Annotated in this window: 15 protein-coding genes; 2 read left to right on the top strand and 13 right to left on the bottom strand. The window is 72.9% G+C overall.

Annotation, left to right across the window (positions count from 1 at the left end; genetic code table 11):
• Positions 1-26: 26 nt before the first annotated feature.
• Complete coding sequence (locus tag VFG42_RS23110; protein ID WP_324911184.1) at positions 27-947, top strand: EamA family transporter; 921 nt, start codon at positions 27-29, stop codon at positions 945-947.
• On the opposite strand, the gene VFG42_RS23105 is transcribed toward VFG42_RS23110, so the two are convergent.
• From VFG42_RS23105 to VFG42_RS23075, 7 genes are all read right to left on the bottom strand, one after another.
• Entirely contained in the window at positions 910-1,749 is an 840-nt protein-coding gene (locus VFG42_RS23105; RefSeq protein WP_324911183.1) for a hypothetical protein, read from the bottom strand. The two genes, VFG42_RS23110 and VFG42_RS23105, sit on opposite strands and share 38 nt — an antisense overlap.
• Entirely contained in the window at positions 1,749-3,353 is a 1,605-nt protein-coding gene (locus tag VFG42_RS23100; protein WP_324911182.1) for an ABC transporter substrate-binding protein, read from the bottom strand. The genes VFG42_RS23105 and VFG42_RS23100 overlap by 1 nt, the downstream gene beginning before the upstream one ends.
• 22 nt (positions 3,354-3,375) lie before the next feature.
• The gene (locus VFG42_RS23095; RefSeq protein ID WP_324911181.1) at positions 3,376-4,311 is read right to left on the bottom strand and encodes an NAD(P)-dependent oxidoreductase; all 936 of its coding nucleotides are present in this window, start codon (positions 4,309-4,311) and stop codon (positions 3,376-3,378) included.
• On the bottom strand, positions 4,304-5,317 hold the full coding sequence (locus tag VFG42_RS23090; RefSeq protein WP_324911180.1) for an ABC transporter permease: 1,014 nt from the start codon (positions 5,315-5,317) through the stop codon (positions 4,304-4,306). Before VFG42_RS23090 ends, VFG42_RS23095 begins: the two co-directional genes overlap by 8 nt.
• A complete protein-coding gene (locus tag VFG42_RS23085) occupies positions 5,298-6,203 on the bottom strand; it encodes an ABC transporter permease (RefSeq protein WP_324911179.1) in 906 nt (301 codons plus the stop codon). Before VFG42_RS23085 ends, VFG42_RS23090 begins: the two co-directional genes overlap by 20 nt.
• The gene (locus tag VFG42_RS23080; RefSeq protein ID WP_324911178.1) at positions 6,200-8,299 is read right to left on the bottom strand and encodes an ABC transporter ATP-binding protein; all 2,100 of its coding nucleotides are present in this window, start codon (positions 8,297-8,299) and stop codon (positions 6,200-6,202) included. Before VFG42_RS23080 ends, VFG42_RS23085 begins: the two co-directional genes overlap by 4 nt.
• Positions 8,300-8,463: 164 nt before the next feature.
• Positions 8,464-10,068, bottom strand: a complete 1,605-nt coding sequence (locus tag VFG42_RS23075; protein WP_324911177.1) for an ABC transporter substrate-binding protein — start codon at positions 10,066-10,068, stop codon at positions 8,464-8,466.
• A gap of 95 nt (positions 10,069-10,163) precedes the next feature.
• Between VFG42_RS23075 and VFG42_RS23070 the strand changes: the two genes are divergently transcribed.
• A complete protein-coding gene (locus VFG42_RS23070; RefSeq protein WP_324911176.1) occupies positions 10,164-10,604 on the top strand; it encodes an ester cyclase in 441 nt (146 codons plus the stop codon).
• Between the two features lie 61 nt (positions 10,605-10,665).
• On the opposite strand, the gene VFG42_RS23065 is transcribed toward VFG42_RS23070, so the two are convergent.
• The 6 genes from VFG42_RS23065 to VFG42_RS23040 all read right to left on the bottom strand — a co-directional run bounded on the left by VFG42_RS23065 (position 10,666) and on the right by VFG42_RS23040 (position 17,326).
• Positions 10,666-12,210 (bottom strand): ABC transporter substrate-binding protein, encoded by a 1,545-nt coding sequence (locus tag VFG42_RS23065; RefSeq protein WP_324911175.1) that lies wholly within the window; start codon positions 12,208-12,210, stop codon positions 10,666-10,668.
• 69 nt (positions 12,211-12,279) lie between these two features.
• The gene (locus VFG42_RS23060; protein ID WP_324911174.1) at positions 12,280-13,788 is read right to left on the bottom strand and encodes an amidase; all 1,509 of its coding nucleotides are present in this window, start codon (positions 13,786-13,788) and stop codon (positions 12,280-12,282) included.
• Between the two features lies 1 nt (position 13,789).
• Positions 13,790-14,575 carry an SDR family NAD(P)-dependent oxidoreductase gene (locus VFG42_RS23055; protein WP_324911173.1) on the bottom strand — a complete coding sequence of 262 codons (786 nt, stop codon included), beginning with the start codon at positions 14,573-14,575 and terminating at the stop codon, positions 13,790-13,792.
• A gap of 31 nt (positions 14,576-14,606) precedes the next feature.
• Positions 14,607-15,521, bottom strand: coding sequence for an SDR family oxidoreductase (locus VFG42_RS23050; protein ID WP_324911172.1), 915 nt, complete (start codon positions 15,519-15,521; stop codon positions 14,607-14,609).
• Entirely contained in the window at positions 15,521-15,703 is a 183-nt protein-coding gene (locus tag VFG42_RS23045) for a hypothetical protein (RefSeq protein ID WP_324911171.1), read from the bottom strand. The genes VFG42_RS23050 and VFG42_RS23045 overlap by 1 nt, the downstream gene beginning before the upstream one ends.
• Positions 15,704-15,814: 111 nt before the next feature.
• Positions 15,815-17,326, bottom strand: a complete 1,512-nt coding sequence (locus VFG42_RS23040; RefSeq protein ID WP_324911170.1) for a purine-cytosine permease family protein — start codon at positions 17,324-17,326, stop codon at positions 15,815-15,817.
• Positions 17,327-17,359 lie beyond the last annotated feature (33 nt).

The raw sequence follows: 17,359 nt of genomic DNA, 5'->3' as shown, positions 1-17,359 counted from the left end.
GACTAACTAATGTTCGTTTGTCAGGTTTGGACGACATCCCACCCAAGGCCGCGATCGGCTACGCGCTCGCGCTCGGCGGCTCGATGCTGTCGGGCCTCAACGGGTCGATCGGCCGCTACCTCACCGACGACGGGCTGAGCCCGTGGCGGCTGACCGAGCTGCGCTCGGCGATCGCCTTCGGCGCCCTGGCCGTCGCCGTCGCCGCGTGGCGGCCGCGCCTGCTGGCGATCGGCCGCGGGCACTTCGGCGCGATGCTCGCGATGGCGCTGGCGATGACGACCGCGCAGGCCGGGTACTTCTACGCGACCACGCGCATGGCGATCGGCGTGGCGCTCGTCGTCCAGTACCTGTACCCGCTGCTGATCCTGCTGTGGCTGACCGCGGCGCACGGCCGCCGGCTCGCGCCGTCGCTGTGGGCCGCGATGGCCGTCTGCCTCGTGGGCAGCCTGCTCGCGGTCGGCGCGATCGGCGGCCACGTCGACGCGGTCGGCGTGCTGGCGTCGGTGGTCTCGGCCACGGCGTTCGCCGTCTACATCGTCGCCGCCGAGCGCGCCGGCGACGACCACCACCCCGTGACCACGACGCTCTGGACGTTCGGGATCGCGACGCTCGTGTGGTGCGTGGTCCAACCGGTATGGACGTTCCCGGGCCACGTCCTCGGCCACGGCCACTGGGCGCTCGGCGTCGCCGTCGGCACCGTCGGGACGCTGCTGCCGTTCGCCTCGATCGCCGCCGCGGTGCGCTTCGCGCCCGCCGCGCGGATCGCCGTGCTGCTCACCGCCGAGACGGTCTCCGGCGCGGCGTTCGCCTACATCTTGCACGGGGAGCGGCTGAGCGCGATCCAGCTCGCCGGCGGCGCGCTGGTCGTCGCCGCGCTCTGCTGGGTCCAGCTGCAGCCCCAGGACGCCGTCACCGAGGCGGTGCCGCGAGCGCGGCGACGTGGATGACGCCGTCCGGCGCGGGCAGGATCGCCAGCCCGCGCCGCGCGCCCTCGCGGCGGCGCAGCAGGTCCGCGAGGCTGACGACCAGTCGAGCGCCGCTGACGCCCTCCGGATCGCCGATCGCCAGCGAGCCGCCGTCGACGTTGACGCGCCCGGCCGCCGCGCCCAGGCGCGTCAGCCAGCGCGCCGCCTCGGTGCCCGACGGCTCGTGCAGCTCGATCAGGTCGACGCCGTCCCAGCCCCAGCCGAGGCGGTCGACCAGCGCGTCGAGCGCGTCCTCGCGCAGCGTCTCGACGGCGACGACCTCCGCGAGCGGCGCCGCCGCGGGCACCGTGCCCGGCGCGGCGAGCAGGACGGCGGCCGCGCCGTCGGCGAAGCCCCCGGCGACCGGATGCTCGTCGTGGTCGACGCCCGCGACGGCGATCACCTCGCGCGCGAACGCGCCGCGATGGAACGCGGCGATCCAGCGCGTCTGCGTGGCCTCCAGCGCCGTCGCGGCCTGCGCGCTGCCGTCGTCGCCCGGGCGGTCGGGCACCGGCGCCCCGGACATCCGCGCCACGGCCACCGCCAACGCGACCGGCGAGCTCCCGGCGGCCACGGCGCGGGTCGCCGCGGCGACCGCGTCCATCCCGCCCGCGAACGTCGCGGCGACCGCCTCGCGGGGCACCCCGGAACGTGACAGCAGCGGGTCCACCACGCCCTCCACGAGGGCGGCGGCCTCCACGCCGGCCAGGCCGCCGCCGCGCGCCCCGAACGGGGAGCGCGCGGCGTCGAGCACCAGCACCGGCGTCGTCGCGTCGCCGGCCATCAGCCGGCGCTGATCGGCCAGAACACAGGCTGCTGGTCGTCGTAGGTGGTGTAGCCCGTGAGCGACTTGGAGGCGATGAGGTCGGCGCCCAGCGCGAACATCGGGATCATCGGGCGCTCGCGCGTCACGATCTCCGACAGCTGGGCGTACTCGGCCGTGCGCTTGGCCTCGTCGGTCTCGGTCCGGCCCTGCTCCAGCAGCGCGTCGACCTGCTTGTTGCAGTACTTGGTCCAGTTGAAGAGGTTGCCGCACTTCACGAAGAACCCGAGGAAGTAGGCCGGGTCGTTGAACGGCGACCCGTCGCGGATCAGGTAGGCCTGGGACTTGAAGCCCGACACGCGGTCGATGAACGCGGAGGCCCCGAGCGTGTGGATCTTCATGGCGATCCCGATCTGCTTCAGCGACGCCTGCAGGATCGTCGCGACCTCCTGCTGGAACGCCTCGCCCGACTTGACGTCGAGGGTGAACGACGAGCCCTTGGCCCCGGCCGCGGCGACGAGCCGCTTGGCCTGGGCGACGTCCGGCGGCCCCGGCTCGAGCTTGGGCGAGTAGGGCATCGCCGGCGGCATCGGGCCGTCGAACGCCTCGACCTGGCCATAGCCCAGCTGCGCGACGAGGGCGTTGCGGTCCAGCGCCAGCGCCACCGCCTGCCGCACGCGGACATCGTCGAACGGCTTGACCGCGTTGTTCATCCCCAGGTAGATGAAGAACGGGCCGATGTCGTCGACCAGCGTGCGGCCCTGGCTGATCGACTTGGTGTCCTTGGCCGGGACGCCGTAGGCCATGTCGAGCTCGTTGGCCCGCACGAGCGTCTCCAGCGTCGTCGGGTCGGTCACGACCTTGATCGACACCCTGTCGTTCTTGGGCGTGCCCTGCCAGTAGCCCTTGCGCGCGACGAGGTCGATCTCGCTGTCCGGATCGTCGCCGGGAGCGATCGTGTAGGCGCCGGTCCCCGCGGTGTGGCGCGCCAGCCACGCGTCGCCCGCCTTGCCGAGGCCGCCGTGCTGGGTCAGCAGCTTGCGGTCGACCGGGCTGAGGCCGGTCTGGGTGAGCTGGCCGAGGAAGATGGGGTTCTTGGCGGCCAGCGTGATCCGCACGGCGTACTTGCCCAGCGCCGCGATCGACTTGACCGCGGCCTCGTCGCCGAGGGTCAGCACGTAGGCCTGACAGCCCTGCTTCTCGAGCACGCGCTCCAGCCCGTAGACGACGTCGGCCGACGTCATCGGGTTGCCCGACGCGAACGTGACGTCGTCGCGGAGCCTGAAGGTGTACCGCAGGCCGTCCTTGCTGACCGACCACGACTTGGCGAGGTCGGGCACGATCTGCCGCCGGCCGTCGGCGCCCTTGCTCGCCGAGTACTGCACGAGCGTGTCGTAGGTGTTCTTGACGACCGCGTACTCGTACTGGGTCGTGCACGCCAACGCGGGGTCGTAGGTCGAGATCCCCGAGCTGATCGCCACGCGGACCGTGCCCGCGCCGCCGGCGCCGGAGCCGCCCGCCGCGTCGGAGGCTCCCCCGACCGGCGTCGTGCCGCCGCATCCCGCGGCCGCCAGCGCAGCCGCCATCATGACCGCGCAGACCGCGGCCCCGCTTCTCCTCGCCATCGCCTTCTCCGTCTTGTGAGGTTCAGTATTCGTTGACCCTGAGCCACTCGGCGTACTCGGCCAGGCCGCGCTCCAGGTCCCACGCCGGGCGGTAGCCCAGATCGCGGGCGGCGGCCTGCAGGTCGACCGCCGCCACGCGGTGGTCGCCGAGCTGGTCGAGTGGGAGGTCGCCGGGCCCGACGTGCAGATCGGCGCCCGGCACCAGCGCGGCGACGCGCTCGGCCAGCTCGCCGAGGGACGGCCACTCGGGACCGGCGACGTTGTAGGCCGCCTGCGTGACCTGCGCGGCGGGCGCGTCGGCCGCGAGGATCCCGGCGGCGGCGACGTCGCGCACGAAGACCATCGGCAGCGGGTGGTCGGCGCCCTGCTGGAGGCGGAACGGGCGGCCGTCGAGCGCGGCGCGGACGAGGTCGTGCGTGTACTCCTGCATGCGCTGGCCCGGGCCGTAGACCCAGTGCACGCGCAGCGAGAGCACGTCGAAGCCGTACAGCCCGCGGTAGACCTTGCCGAGCAGGTCGCCGACGACCTTCGACACGCCGTAGGGCGTCGTCGGGTCCAGGACCGCCTCCTCGGAGACGATGCCGTCCTGGAACCCGTAGATCGAGGACGACGAGTAGTTGACGACGCGCTCGACGCCGGCCAGACGGGCGGCCTCGTAGAGCTCGACCGTGCCCATGGCGTTGGCGTGGATCGTCGCCACCGGCATCTCGACCGAGACGTCCGGATGGGAGATCGAGGCGGTGTGGATGATCTTGCCCACCCGCTGCTCCTCGATCACGCGCGCCAGCCGGGTCGCGTCCTGGAGCTCCCCGTGAGCCGCGATGACGCCGGGCTCCCCCGGCCACCAGTCGCGGTCGTAGGTGACGACGGGCCGCCCGGCGTCGACGAGCTGCCGGACGATCCAGCGGCCCACGTAGCCGCGGCCGCCGGTGACGAGGACGCGATCGCGATCAGCCATGGGACACCCGGATCCGTGGGTCGGCGACGCCGTAGAGGACGTCGGTGGTCAGCGAGAGCAAGCTGTAGGTCAACGCGCCGAGCAGGATCGCGCCCTGCACGGGGGCGAAGTCCTGGGCCACGATCGACTGGGCGACGTAGCCGCCGATCCCCGGCCAGTTGAACACCGCCTCGACGAGCAGCGAGCCGGCCAGCAGCTCGCCGAAGTACAGGGTCGACAGCGTCAGCACGGGCAGCAGGGCGTTGGGCAGCGCGTGGCGGAACAGCACGCGGCGCTCACCGGCGCCCTTGGCGCGGGCGGTCCGGATGAAGTCCAGCCGGTACACGTCCACCGTCGAGCGCCGCACGATCCGCGACAGGTACGCCGCCAGCGGCACCGCAAGCGTGATCGCCGGGAGGACGAGGTGCGCGACCGCGTTGCCGAAGGCGGTGAGGTCGCCGTGCAGCAGCGCGTCGATCGTCAGCAGCCCGGTGACCTTGGGCGGCACGGGGATGTTGCCGTCGAGGCGCCCGAACGGCGCGGGCGCCCAGCCCAGCCAGGTGAAGAACACCAGGATGAGCACGAGCCCGAGCCAGAACGGCGGGGTCCCGAGCCCGAGCACCGCCCCGGCACGCGACGCGCGGTCGACCCACCGCCGCCGCCCGGCCGAGAGGACCCCGACGGGGATCGCGATGAAGATCGACAGGAAGATCGCCGCCAGCGCCAGCTCGAGCGTCGCCGGGATGCGGTTCGACAGCTCCGCGCTGACCTGCGTGTGCGTGCGCCAGGACGTGCCGACGTCGCCGTGCGCCAGGTCCGACATGTAGTTGACGTACTGGACCGGCAAGGGCTTGTCGAGCCCCATCTCGGAGCGCAGCGACGCGACCGCCTGGGCCGACGCCTGCGGGCCGAGCACCTGTCGCGCCGGGTCGCCGGGCGACACCCGCAGCAGCAGGAACGCGATCAGCGACGCGAAGAAGAGGACCGCGAGGGTCGCCCCGATGCGGCTAATAATGAATCTTGCCATAAGGATCGAAGTAGTCACGCATCCGCTCACCGAGCGCGACGCTGAGGCTGACGAGGACGAGGATCCCGACGCCGGGGATCACGGAGATCCACCACTGGCCGGAGGTGAGGTAGGTGCGGCCCTCGGTGATCATCGACCCCCACTCGGGGCTGGGCGGCTGGACGCCGAGGCCGAGGAAGCCGAGGCCCGCGATCGCGAGCACCGCGTAGGCGACGCCCAGCGACGCCTGGACGCTGACGCCGCCGAGGACGGACGGCAGGACGTGGCGTAGGAGGATGTGCATGCGCGACGCGCCGAGCGCGCGCTGCGCGTCGACGAACTCGCGCGACTTGAGCGACAGCACCTCCGAGCGGACCACGCGCGCGTACCAGGGGATGCCGGTGATCGCGACGGCCAGGCCCGCGGGCAGCGCGCCGGGGCCCATCGCCAACGCGAGCGTCATCCCCATGATGAGCGCCGGGAACGCGAGCAGCCCGTCGAGGAAGCGGCTGATGACCGAGTCCGGCCACCCGCCGTAGAAGCCGGCGAACGCGCCCACGAACGTCCCGACGACCGCCGCCCCGAGGACCGACGTCACGCCGAGCAGGAACGAGATCCGCGCGCCGCCGAGGAAGCGCGCGAGGACGTCGCGGCCGAACTCGTCGGTGCCGAAGGGGTGCGCGCCGCTCGGGGCCTTCAGCGCGTTGGAGAGGTGGACGGTCGACGGGTCGGCCCGGTAGGCGAAGGGGCCGAGCACGGCGATCGCCAGGAAGAGGCCGAGGCCGATCAGCACGCCGCGGAATCCGGCGTCGTGGGCGGTCGCCCAGGCGAGCGCGAGGCGCCGCGGCCGGCGGCGGGCGGGACCGGCGGCGGCCCCCGTCACGGGGTCGAGGACCTGCTGGCTCATGAGGCGACCTCCGCCATCGCGATCATCGCGCCGTCGGGCAGGTGCCGGGCCTGCTCGTCGGTGAAGTGGCAGGCGGCCGCGTGACGGCCCCCGTCGGTGGCGCGCAGCTCGGGCCGCGACGCGGTGCACGCCTCCGGGTTCCCGAGCCGCTCGCGCAGCCAGCAGCGCGTGTGGAACGGACAGCCCCGCGGCGGATCGGACGGGCTCGGCGGATCGCCGTGCAGGACGATCCGCTCGCGCGTGCGCTCGCGCTCGGTGTCCGGGATCGGGACCGCCGACAGCAGCGCGGCGGTGTAGGGATGGCGCGGCGCGCGGTAGACGTCCTCGGCCGGGCCGTGCTCGACGATCCGCCCGAGGTACATGACGGCCACCTCGTCGGCGATGTGCCGGATCACGGCCAGGTCGTGGGAGATGAACAGGTAGGCGACGCCAAGATCGCGCTGCAGGCGCTCCAGCAGCGCGAGCACCTGCGCCTGGATCGAGACGTCCAACGCGCTGACCGACTCGTCGAGGACGATGACGTCGGGCTCGACCGCCAGCGCGCGGGCGATGCCGACGCGCTGACGCTGACCGCCGCTGAGCTCGTGCGGCAAGCGGCGCGCGAACGCGGGCGTCAGGCCGACGAGCGACAGGAGCTCCTCGACGCGGGCGCGGCGCTCGTCCTCGCTCGTGACGAGGCCGTGCAGCTCCAGCGGCTCGGACAGGATCCGCTCGATCCGGTGGCGCGGCGTGAGGCTCGCCTGCGGATCCTGGAAGACGATCTGCAGCCGGCGGCGCACCGGGCGCAGCTCCTTGTCGCTCAACGACGAGACCTCGGCGTCGCCGACGGTCACCGTGCCGTCGGTGGGACGGGTGAGCTGGAGGATCGCGCGGCCCAGCATGGTCTTCCCGCAGCCGGACTCCCCCACCAGGCCAAGCGTGGTGCCGGGCGCCAGCGCGAGGTCGACGCCCGCCACCGCGTGGACCGAGCTGGTCCCGCCGAACAGGCCGTCGCGGCGGCTGAACGTCACCTCCAGCTCGCGCGTGCGCAGCACGGGCTCGCCGGCCCCCGCCCGCTCCGGCACCACCGCCGGCGCCGGAGCGAGATCGGGGCTCTGGGCGGGCGCCGCCGCGCGCCGGCGCGCGTCGCCCGACAAGGGGTGGTGGCAGGCGACCCGCGCGTCCCGGGGCGTCGCCCCGGCGACCGGCGCCAGCGGCGGGCGCCGCGCGCACGCGTCGGTCGCCGCACGGCAGCGGGGCGCGAACGCGCAGCCCGCGACGACCTCGTCGGGCAGCGGCGGCGTGCCGTCGATCGGCCGCGGGCTCCCGCCCCCCGGCAGGTCCAGGCGCGGCAGCGAGGCCAGCAGCCCGGCCGTGTAGTGGTGCGAGGGGTCGCGCAGGATCTCGGCCGTCGGGCCGGACTCGACGATCCGTCCCGCGTACATGACCACGACGCGATCCGCGACGCGGCTCACCACGCCGAGGTCGTGCGTGATCAACAGGACCCCCATGCGCAGGTCCCGCTGCAGCGACTGGATCAGCTCGAGGATCTGCGCCTGGACCGTCACGTCGAGCGCCGTCGTCGGCTCGTCGGCGATCAGCATGGGCGGGTCGGCCGCCAGCGCCATCGCGATCATCGCGCGCTGGCGCATGCCGCCGCTGAACTGGTGCGGGTACTCGTCGAAGCGCTTGGCCGGGTCCGGGATGCCGACCTGCGTGAGGCGGGCGATCGCCATCTCCTTGGCGGCCGGCGCCGACATCGGCGCGTGCAGCCGGATCGCCTCGACGATCTGCTCGCCGACGCGCTTGACCGGGTTCAGGCTCGACAGCGGGTCCTGGAAGATCATGCCCGCCGTGGCGCCGCGGAGCGCGCGCAGCTGCTCCTCGTCCACGCTGGTGAGGTCGTGGCCGGCGAGGGTGCCGGCGTCCATGCTGATCCGGGAGCCCGCCGGCAGCAGGCCGAGCGTGGCCAGCGCGCTGACGGTCTTGCCGGAGCCGGACTCGCCGACGAGGGCGACGACCTCCCCGGCGGCGACGGAGAAGCTGACGCCGCGGACGGCATGGATCGGCGCGTCGGCGGTCCCGAAGTCCACCTTGAGGCCGTCGACGGAGAGCAACGTCTCTCCTTCGGCGGCGTTCGGGACCGGGTGACGCGCAGGGCTTGAGGGCTCGGGACGACTGGGCATCTCTCGTGGTCGCATCAGACTAACGAACGTCCGTTAGTCTACGCCGCGGATGGTCCCAGCGTCAAGCTCGACCATCCGCGGCGCCGTTTCGCCTGCTACTTCGTGATGTCGAAGAAGTGCGCGGTCTGGTCGTCGTAGTACGTGTAGCCCTTGAGCTGCGGGTCCACGACGATCGTGTGGTTCTTGGCCATGACCTCGATGTACGGCGCGTCCTGGATCAGGCGCGCGTCGATCCGCTTGTAGAGGTCGCCGCGCCGGGCGGCGTCGGCCTCGAAGCGCGCCTGGGCCAGCTGCGCGTCGACGCCCTTGTCGCAGTAGCGGACCCAGTTGAACGAGTCGCCGCAGCGCGCCTGGTAGCTGAGCAGGTAGCCCGGGTCGTTGACCGTCGGGCCGTCGTCGATGATGAACGCCTGCGCCTTGTAGTTGTACACCTTGTCGGTGAACGCCGACGAGCCCAGCGTCTGGACCGTCAGCGTCACACCCACGTCGCGGTAGGCGTCCTGCAGCACGGTGGCGATCTGCTCGTGCGTCGACTGCCCGCTCTGGACGACCAGCGTCAGGTGCAGGTGCGACGCGCCGGCCTCGGCCAGCAGCCGCTTGGCCTTCGCGGGGTCGTGCCCCAGCCCGGGCAGGTTGGGGTAGAACGGCATCGCCGGCGGGATCGGTCCGGAGAACGCCTTCGCCTGCCCGTAGCCGAACGCCTCGATGATGTCCTGCGCCGGGAACGCGTAGCTCAGCGCCTGGCGGACCCGGACGTCGTCGAGCGGCTTCTTGTCGGCCACCAGGCCGATGTAGGTGACGAACTGGCTCGGGAACGACAGGACCTTGCCCCCGGCCGCCCGCAGCGACGCCAGGTCCTTGGGCTGGATCCCGTAGGCCATGTCGACCTGGCGCGAGCTCGTCAGGAGCTTCAGCGTCGCGGGGTCGGTGACGATCTTGATGTCCACCTCCCCCGGCTTGGGCGCGCCCCGCCAGTAGTCGTCGCGCGGCGCGAGCACGATCTCGCTGTCGGGCTCGTAGGAGGCCAGGGTGAACGGCCCGGACCCGGCGGTGTGGGTCGCCAGCCACTTGGCGCCCTGCTTGCCGGCGCCGCCGTGCTGGTCCAGCAGCTTGCTGTCGATGATCGACGCGGCCCGGGAGCTCATCGTCTCCAGGAAGATCGGGTCGGCCTTGGCGAGCGTGATCTGGACCGTCGTGTCGTCCACGGCCCTCACCTTGGTGATGTTGCCGGTCAGTCCACCGGTGACGACGAACGCGGCGCACGCGTCGAGGTCCAGCAGGCGCCGCAGGCTGTACTCGACGTCGCGCGCGGTCACCGGGTTGCCCGAGGCGAACCTGACGCCCGTGCGCAGCGTGAAGGTCCAGACGCGCTTGTCGGCGCTCGACGTCCAGCGCGTGGCGAGCATCGGCCGGACGTTCGAGCCGTCCGCCTGACCGCCGGGCGCCGGCGCGACGAGCTGGTCGTAGGTGTTGCGGATGATCGTGTAGCCGAACTGCTCGCAGGCGTAGGCCGGGTCCAGCGTCGCGATGCTGGTGTTGAACGCGACGTTGATCGTCGGATGCCCACCGCCTCCCCCGCCGGCCGGCGCGGCCGCGCCGTCGCCGGGCGCCCCCGTGGGGCTGGTGGCGCCGCCGCAGGCGGCGAGCGCCAGGGCCACCACCGGCGCGGCGAGCGCGATCATTCGTCGCGTGACGTGCATGTGCTCCTCCTCCGTTGCTCTATGAACTAACGATCGTTAGTCTCGCCTTGCGCGTCGCCCGATGTCAAGCGGCGCACCCGACCAAGGAGTAGGAGATGGACCCCAAGACGCTCGTGCGCACGTACGTCGAGCGCGTCTGGAACGGCGGCGACGCCGCGGCGGTCGACGAGCTCGTCGCCGAGGACTACGTCGCCCACGACCCCGCCGACCCGGCGCCCGTGCGGGGCCGCGAGGCGCTCAAGGCGCTGGTGCGCGGCTACCGCGCCTCGTTCCCCGACCTCGTCAACACGATCCACGCGCAGGTCGCCGAGGGCGACCTCGTCGCGACGCGCTGGTCGTCGACCGGCACCCACCAGGGCCCGGCCTTCGGCCTGGAGGCGACCGGCCACCGGCGCGACGTCACCGGGATGATGTTCATCCGCATCCAGGGCGGGCAGGTGGCCGAGGAGTGGCACAACTGGGACACGATCGGACTGTTGCGCCAGCTCGGCGGCCTGCCGGCCGGGACGCCCGGGACGCCCGGGACGGAGGCCTGAACCGCGAGCCGGCCGCCGTCCGGACGACGGCGGCCGGCGCCACGGCTCCCGTGGTCCCGCGTCAGCCGCCGACCGACATGGTGCGGAACAGCGGCTGCTGGTCGTCGTAGTAGACGTAGCCCTTGAGGCCGGACGCCGCGACGACGACGTTGTTGGGGGCGAAGATCGGCAGGTACGGCGCGTCCTGGTCGACCTCGGCCGACAGCCGGGCGTAGGCCGTCTTGCGCCGCTCGGGGTCGAACGATCGACGGCCGGTCGCCAGGTCGGCGTCGACCTTCTTGTTGCAGTACTTCACCCAGTTGAAGGCGTTGCCGCACGCCACGAAGTACCCCAGGAAGTATGCCGGGTCGTTGACCGTGCCTCCGTCCTTGATGATGTACATCTGCGACTTGAAGCCGTCGACCTCGTCGCTGAACGCGCTGGCGCCCAGCGTGTTGATCTTGATGTCGATGCCCAGCGGCCGGTACGCGTTCTGCAGGACCGTCGCGATGTCGGACTGCAACGTCTCGCCGGATTTGACGTCGAGCGTCACCGCCGCGTGCGCCACCCCGGCCTGCCGCAGCAGGGCCTTGGCCTTGGCCAGGTCGGGCGGCGACGGCTCCAGCTTGGGCGAGTAGGCCATCGCCGGCGGGATCGGCCCGCGGAACGCCTGCGCGTAGCCGTAGCCGAAGCGGTTGGCGAGCTCCTGCGCGGGCAGCGCCGCCTGCAGGGCCTGGCGCACCCGCACGTCGTCGAACGGCGGCTTGCCGTTGTTGAGCCCGACGTAGATGTAGAACTGGCTCGGGTCGGCGAACACCTGCTTGCCCTGGGCCTTCATCGTCTTGACGTCCTTGAGCGGGATGCCGTATGCGAGGTCGACATCGCCCGAGTTGACCAGCGTCTCCAGGGTCGTCGGGTCGGTGACGATCTTCAGCGAGACGTGGCTCGCCCTCGCCGGGGCGCCCCAGTACCCCTTGCGGGCGCTGAAGTCGACCTCGGTGTCGGGCTCATAGGACCGCAGCGTGTAGGCGCCGGTGCCGGCCGTGTGCTTGGCCAGCCAGCGGTCCCCGGCCGCGGAGTCGCCGCCGTGCTGCTCCAGCAGCTTCTCGTCCACGACGCCGTTGCCGGTCTGGGCCAGCAGCTGGAGAAACAGCGGGTCCGGCTTGCGCAGCGCGATCCGGACGGCATGGTCGTCGACCTTGGTGATGGCCTTGATCGCCTTGGGGTCGCCGGTGGTCAGCACGTACTGCTGGCAGCCCTCCTTGGCGAGCACGCGCTTGAGCGAGAACACCACGTCGTCGGCGGTCATCGGGTTGCCGGACGCGAACGTCACGCCGGTGCGCAGGTGGAAGGTGTAGGTCCTCTTGTCGGCGCTCAGCGTCCAACGGTCGGCCAGCGCCGGCTCGACCCGGGCCGTCCCGTTGGCGTCGCGCCGGGTGCCCAGCGTGACGAGGTTGTCATAGGTGTTCTTGACGACCACGTAGTCGTAGGTCGTGCAGGCGAACGCCGGGTCGGCCGTGGTGATCGCCGAGTTGACGGCCACCGAGAGCGTGTCCCGCGCGGGACCGCCGCCGGCCGTGCTGGTCGAGCCGCAGCCGGCGGCCGCGAGGGCGGCAGCCAGCGTCACGGCAGCGGCGAGCGCCCCGCGTGGAGCCGCGGATGGGAACGGCATCTGTCTCTCCTCTGGGTTGGTGAGCTACGAGCGCAAGCGCTCGACCTCCGCGCCCGCCCGCAGGACGGTCGCGTCTTCGAACATCCGGCCGACGAGACCCGCGCCGACCGGGAGGCCGTCCACCGAGCCGCACGGGACCGAGAGGCTCGGATGGCCGGAGACGTTGAAGGGTGCGACGTTGTTGGCGCTCTCCAGGCCGATGGCCAGGAGCAGGCGGTCGTCGGCGCTCATGCCGCTCGGCTTGGCCGGGGCGCGCATCGGCGTGGTCGGCATCAGCAGGACGTCGACCTCCTCGAGCGCCGCGTCGTAGGCGCGCGCGAGCACGCGGCCGAGGTTCTGCGCCTGCGCGTAGTACCGGATGCCGTGGTGGCGCGTCAGGTACTCGCCGGCCAGCATCGTGACCTTGACCGTGTCGGGCAGGCCGGCCGCGGCCTCGCGGCGCAGCGCGTGGATGCGCTCGGCCAACTCGAGGTCGAACTCACCGCGGTGGTTGGTCCCGGCCTCGTCGGCGAGCAGCAGCGCCGTGAGGCCCTGCAGGCAGACGCCGTTCCAGATCGCCATGCCGTCGCGGTGCAGCGGCACCGAGACCTCGCAGATCTCGTGCCCGGCGTCGGCCAGGGGCTCGGCGATCCCGCGCACGAGGTCGTCGACCTCGGGCTCGGAGGCGCCGGGGATGCCGAAGGCCTCGGTCAGCAGCCCGATGCGCAGCGGCCCGTCCTGGCTCAGCGCCGCGGCGTGGTGCCAGGCCGGGACCGCGCCCTGCCGAGGGTCGCGCCCGTCGCCTCCCGCGATCGCGTCGAGGAGTGCCGCGCAGTCGGCGACGGTGCGCGCCATCGGCCCCACCGAGTCGAGCGTCAGCTCGACCGGGAAGATCCCCGTGTAGGGCACGAGCCCGAAGGTCGGCTTGAGCCCGACGCAGCCGCACCACGACGCCGGGATGCGGATCGAGCCGCCCTGGTCGCCGCCGAGCGCGAGGTCGACCTCGCCGGCCGCGACGACGACCGCGCTGCCGCTGGAGCTCGCGCCGGGCAGGCGCGACCGATCCACCGGGTTCTCCGGCAGCGGCTCGGGGTAGCCGATCAGGCCGGCGCCCTCGCAGCAGAACGCCGGCACGGCCGTCTTGCCCGCGATCCTCGCCCCGGCGTCGAGCAGGCGCTCGACGACGGTCGCGTCGCGCGACGGGCGGAAGCCGTCGAGCAGCGCCGAGCCATTGAGCAGCGGCGCGCCCGCGAGCGAGATGTTGTCCTTGAGCGCGACGGTGCGCCCGGCCAGCGGCCCGCCGGGCCGCCCTTCGATCGCGCAGCGCCACACCCACCCGTGGTGCGGGTTGTCGGCCGGCGCGGGGACGGTCCCGCCGCGGCCGTCGACCGGCGTCGGGACGGGCGCGTGCTCGGCGGCCAGCGCGTCGAGGCGCTCGCGGTCGGCGAGCAGCTGCTCGCCGACCGAGGTCAGCACGCCCAGCGCGTCCGGCCCGAGGCCGAGCCCGAGGTCCTCCGCGATCCGCGCGAAGGCGGCTCCCACGTCCTCGCCCATGTCAGTCCGCGCTGTAGCCGATGGTCATGCCGCCGTCGGCCATCAGCTCCGCGCCGGTGACGAACGCGGCGCGATCGCTGCAGGCGAAGGCGATCACCTCGGCCACGTCCTCAGGACGGCCGAGCCGGTTGAGCGGGCTCTGCGCGGCGGCACGCGCGCTGGACTCCTCGAGATCACGGTCGTTGGTGTACACCTCGCGCAGTCCGGGCGTGTCGGTCGCGCCCGGGATCACGACGTTGGCGCGGACGTTGTCGGCGCCGTGGTCGACCGCGATCGACCGCATCAGGCCGACGATCGCGGCCTTCGAGGCCACGTAGGCGGCGGCGTCCCGGCACGAGCGCACCGCGCAGTCGGAGCCCAGGCCGACGATCGCCCCGCCGCCGCGCGCGATCATCGACGGCAGGACCGCGCGCGCCATCAGGTAGGTGCCGCCGACGTTGGTCTGCAGCGAGAGGTCCCACTCGAACGGCTCGGTGTCGAGCACGCCGCCGCACGGGTGCAGCGTGTGGTTGGCGACGAGCACGTCGACGCCGCCCCAGCGACCGGTGACCGTGCCGACCGCCTCCGTGACGGCCGCGGCGTCGGTGACGTCCACCTGGACGCCGACGGCCTCGCCCCCGCCGGCGCTCACCTCGGCGGCGATCGCCGCCACGCCGTCGCCGTGGCGGTCCAGCAGCGCGACCTTCGCGCCACGCGCGGCGAGCAGGCGCGCGGTCGTCTCGCCGATGCCGCGACCGGCGCCGGTGACGATCGCGACCTTGCCCGCGAACTCCTGCACTTCACTCACTTCGTCGTTCTCCTGGTCTGCGTGGGAGGGGTCAGAGGCGTACGGCGGCCAGCTCGCGCTCGAGCGCGTCGGCGTACACGGCCAGGCCGCGCTCGACGGTCCACCGCGGCTCGTATCCGAGGTCGGCCCGCGCGGCACCGAGGTCGATGGCCGGCAGCTGGTGCAGCGGCAGCGGCCCGGGACCGATCTCGATCGTGGCCCGCGGATAGCGCGCGCGGACCAGGTCGGCGACCGTGCCGAGCGTCGGGACCTCGGGGCCCGCGACCGTGTAGGCCGGCCGCGCCGGGCCCTCGGCCAGCAGCGCCCGCACCGTGCCCTCGGCGGCGTCGTCGATGTAGATCAGCGGCAGCGGGTGGTCGGTGCCGGACTCCAAGGTGTAGGGCTTGTCCGTGATCGCGGCGGTCAGCATGTCGCCGACGAACTCCGGCATCCGGTTGCCGGGGCCGTAGGCCCACGTGAGGCGCAGCGAGCGGACGTCGAAGCCGTGCAGGCGCGCGTAGACCTCGGCCAAGTGCTCGGTGGCGAGCTTGGTCACGCCGTAGGGCGTGAGCGGCCGCAGCGGCACGTCCTCCCGCACGACGCCCTCGACGTGGCCGTAGACCGACGAGCTGGAGAAGTTGACGATCCGCGTCACCCCCGCCAGGCGCGCCGCCTCGAACAGGTGCACGGTGCCCATGACGTTGGCCTCGAACGTGGCGATCGGCGCGACGAGCGACACGTCGGGGTGCGAGATCGCCGCGGTGTGGACGATCGCGTCGACCGCGTGCTCTCGCAGCGCCCACAGCAGGCGCGGCGTGTCGTAGAGCTCGCCGTGGACCGGGACGACCGGCCCGTCGGAGACCCAGTGGTCGCGGTCGTAGCTGAAGACCTCATGGCCGAGGGCGACCAGGCGGTCGACCGCGCGGCGGCCGACGTAGCCGCGACCGCCGGTGACGAGGACGCGCATCAGGACCCGACGACCAACAGCACGAGGCCGACGACCACGGCCACCACGACGACCGCCGCCAGCACGAGCGGGCTCCCGAGGTCCACGAGCTCCTCGTCGTCGGCACGGACGGGCACCGGCAGGTGCGGGCTGGCCGTGTGCAGCCGCCGGCGCTCCTGCTCCTTGTGCGCCTCGTTCATCATGCGTTCGAACATCTCACTCCCATTGGCTAACGAACGTTTGTAAGCCCAGCATATTCCGACCGCGCCCGGCCGTCAATGACGAAACTAACGCTCGTTAGTCCAAGGCCCCGCTCAGGCCAGCGGGAGGACCGGCTCGGGCCGGACGCCGATCGCGGGCGCCTCGGCCTCCGCCGCCGCGCACGGGACCAGCCGCGGGCCGCGCGGCCCGAACACGTGGCGCGGCTCCGGGAACGCGAGGAGCAGCGCGAGGTAGACCGCGCCGGACACCGCCAGCGACGCGAAGAAGCTGAGGTCGACGCCGCCCGCGACGTTGCGCAGCGGTCCCGCGACGAGCGTCGTGTTGGCGAGCAGCAGGCCGGTCGCCGCCCCCAGCCCCCAGGCGGCCAGCGCGCGCGCGTTGAAGCCGCCCGTGAACCAGTACGCGCCCCCGCGCTGCCCGCGGTTGAAGACCTGGAGGTCGTCGGCGAGGTAATGGCCGCGCCGCGTGAACGCACCGATCAGCATCACCGCCGTCCACGGCGCCGAGAAGATCAGGATCAGCGTGGTGAAGGCGTCGACCGTGTCGACCATGTTGAACACGAATCGGCCGAGGAACACCAACATGATGGAGACGGTCCCGATCGTGAGGGTCGCCTGCAAGCGCGAGAACGCCGGAACGACCGACGAGAAGTCCAGCCCGGTCCCATAGAGCGAGGCGGCGCCGCCGGCGATGCTGCCCGCGAACACGACCACGACCAGCGCGACGACGTACCAGTCGGGCGCCGCGCCGACGAGGCCCGCGACGTAGTTGGCGGGATCCGGGACGAGCGTCGCCGTCGCCGCGCCGAAGACGAACGGGACCAGCGAGGCGAGCTGCGACAGGAACGTCGCGGCCATGAGCCGGCGCGGGGACTCCGTCTCGGGCACGTAGCGCGACCAGTCGCCGAGGAACGGCCCGTAGGAGATGCCGTTGGCCATGACGATCAGCAGCGCCGCCGTCCACGTCGCGGCGAACCCGCCGACGGCGTAGCCGTGCGCCGAGGGACCGGCGCCGAGGTGGAAGTGCCCGGCGAACGCGGGCACGCCGAGCAGCAGCAGCGCGGCGAACAGCGGCGCGATCAGGCGGCTCGCGGCCAGCAGCCAGCGGTAGCCGACGACGCAGATGGCGAAGATGCTGCCGCCCGTCAGCGCGTAGCCGGCCGCCGCGGTCCAGCCCGAGCGGAGCCCGGGCGCGAGCCGCGCCAGGCCCGCGGCGAGCGCGTCGCCGCCGACCCAGACCGAGATCGTGAAGAACGTGATCGCGATGAGCAGGGAGAGGAACGAGCCGACGATCCGACCGGTCACCCCGAAGTGCGCCCCGGACGTCACGGCGTTGTTGGTGTGCGTGCGCGGGCCGAAGATCGCGAGCGGCATCAGCACCACCGCGCCCGCGACCACCCCGAGGACGATCGCCGTCAGCGCCGCCCGGAAGCTGAGCCCCATCGCGACCGGCAGCGTGCCGAGCACGACGGTCGTCGTCGTCATCGTCGCGCCGACGGCGATGCGGAAGAACTCGCCGGCGCCCGCCGTCCGGTCCCGGACAGGGATCGGCTCGACGCCATGCTCCTCGATCGCGCCGCGGGCAGCCCTCGTCTCCTCGTCCATGTCGCCTCTCCCCCGAGTCAAGCCATACGAACG

Origin of the sequence: Baekduia sp. (assembly GCF_035685985.1) — a bacterium.
GTDB lineage: Bacteria > Actinomycetota > Thermoleophilia > Solirubrobacterales > Solirubrobacteraceae > Baekduia.
The sequence above is the reverse complement of the archived record's forward strand: the minus strand, read 5'-3'. Positions and strand labels throughout refer to the sequence as shown.

Coding starts and splice junctions, on each gene's coding strand:
- VFG42_RS23105 (WP_324911183.1), bottom strand. CDS start 1,749: ATGGCCGGCGACGCGACGACGCCGGTGCTGGTGCTCGACGCCGCGCGC.
- VFG42_RS23100 (WP_324911182.1), bottom strand. CDS start 3,353: ATGGCGAGGAGAAGCGGGGCCGCGGTCTGCGCGGTCATGATGGCGGCT.
- VFG42_RS23095 (WP_324911181.1), bottom strand. CDS start 4,311: ATGGCTGATCGCGATCGCGTCCTCGTCACCGGCGGCCGCGGCTACGTG.
- VFG42_RS23090 (WP_324911180.1), bottom strand. CDS start 5,317: ATGGCAAGATTCATTATTAGCCGCATCGGGGCGACCCTCGCGGTCCTC.
- VFG42_RS23085 (WP_324911179.1), bottom strand. CDS start 6,203: ATGAGCCAGCAGGTCCTCGACCCCGTGACGGGGGCCGCCGCCGGTCCC.
- VFG42_RS23075 (WP_324911177.1), bottom strand. CDS start 10,068: ATGCACGTCACGCGACGAATGATCGCGCTCGCCGCGCCGGTGGTGGCC.
- VFG42_RS23070 (WP_324911176.1), top strand. CDS start 10,164: ATGGACCCCAAGACGCTCGTGCGCACGTACGTCGAGCGCGTCTGGAAC.
- VFG42_RS23060 (WP_324911174.1), bottom strand. CDS start 13,788: ATGGGCGAGGACGTGGGAGCCGCCTTCGCGCGGATCGCGGAGGACCTC.
- VFG42_RS23050 (WP_324911172.1), bottom strand. CDS start 15,521: ATGCGCGTCCTCGTCACCGGCGGTCGCGGCTACGTCGGCCGCCGCGCG.
- VFG42_RS23045 (WP_324911171.1), bottom strand. CDS start 15,703: ATGATGAACGAGGCGCACAAGGAGCAGGAGCGCCGGCGGCTGCACACG.
- VFG42_RS23040 (WP_324911170.1), bottom strand. CDS start 17,326: ATGGACGAGGAGACGAGGGCTGCCCGCGGCGCGATCGAGGAGCATGGC.